This is a genomic window from Parasutterella secunda, from assembly GCF_016901835.1.
Taxonomy (GTDB): domain Bacteria; phylum Pseudomonadota; class Gammaproteobacteria; order Burkholderiales; family Burkholderiaceae_F; genus Aphodousia; species Aphodousia faecavium.
Map to the genome: position 1 here is coordinate 1 of NZ_JACJKX010000055.1, position 309 is coordinate 309.

A 309-nucleotide genomic window follows, 5' to 3' on the forward strand; every position below is an offset into this window, starting at 1 on the left:
CAACTGTTACGCTCTTATCACCTTCGCCGGCAAACGCAATCAATTCCTTATCGTCGCCGCCAACAAGCGTCACGGTATTGGATTGAGAAATTGCAACTTCATTGACTCCGTCAGCAACGTTAATGGAGGAGACACCGAAACTCTTATCAATTGTGGCAACACCATCCTTAACACTTTCCGATTCGTTGCCAATCGCTACATCAACATTGGAATGAATGGTGTTGTCACTGTCGACCACATCATCCAAATCCATATCACCTTCAACATCAACCGGGGTGCCGTTGAAAACCAATGTGGTATTGCTACCGA

1 protein-coding gene is annotated in these 309 nt (G+C 46.0%); it reads right to left on the reverse strand.

The genetic code is table 11. The features are described from left to right. Nucleotides 1–309, reverse strand: a 309-nt coding sequence (locus H5985_RS09690) for a hypothetical protein (protein ID WP_205051028.1), incomplete at both ends; no start/stop codon positions are given.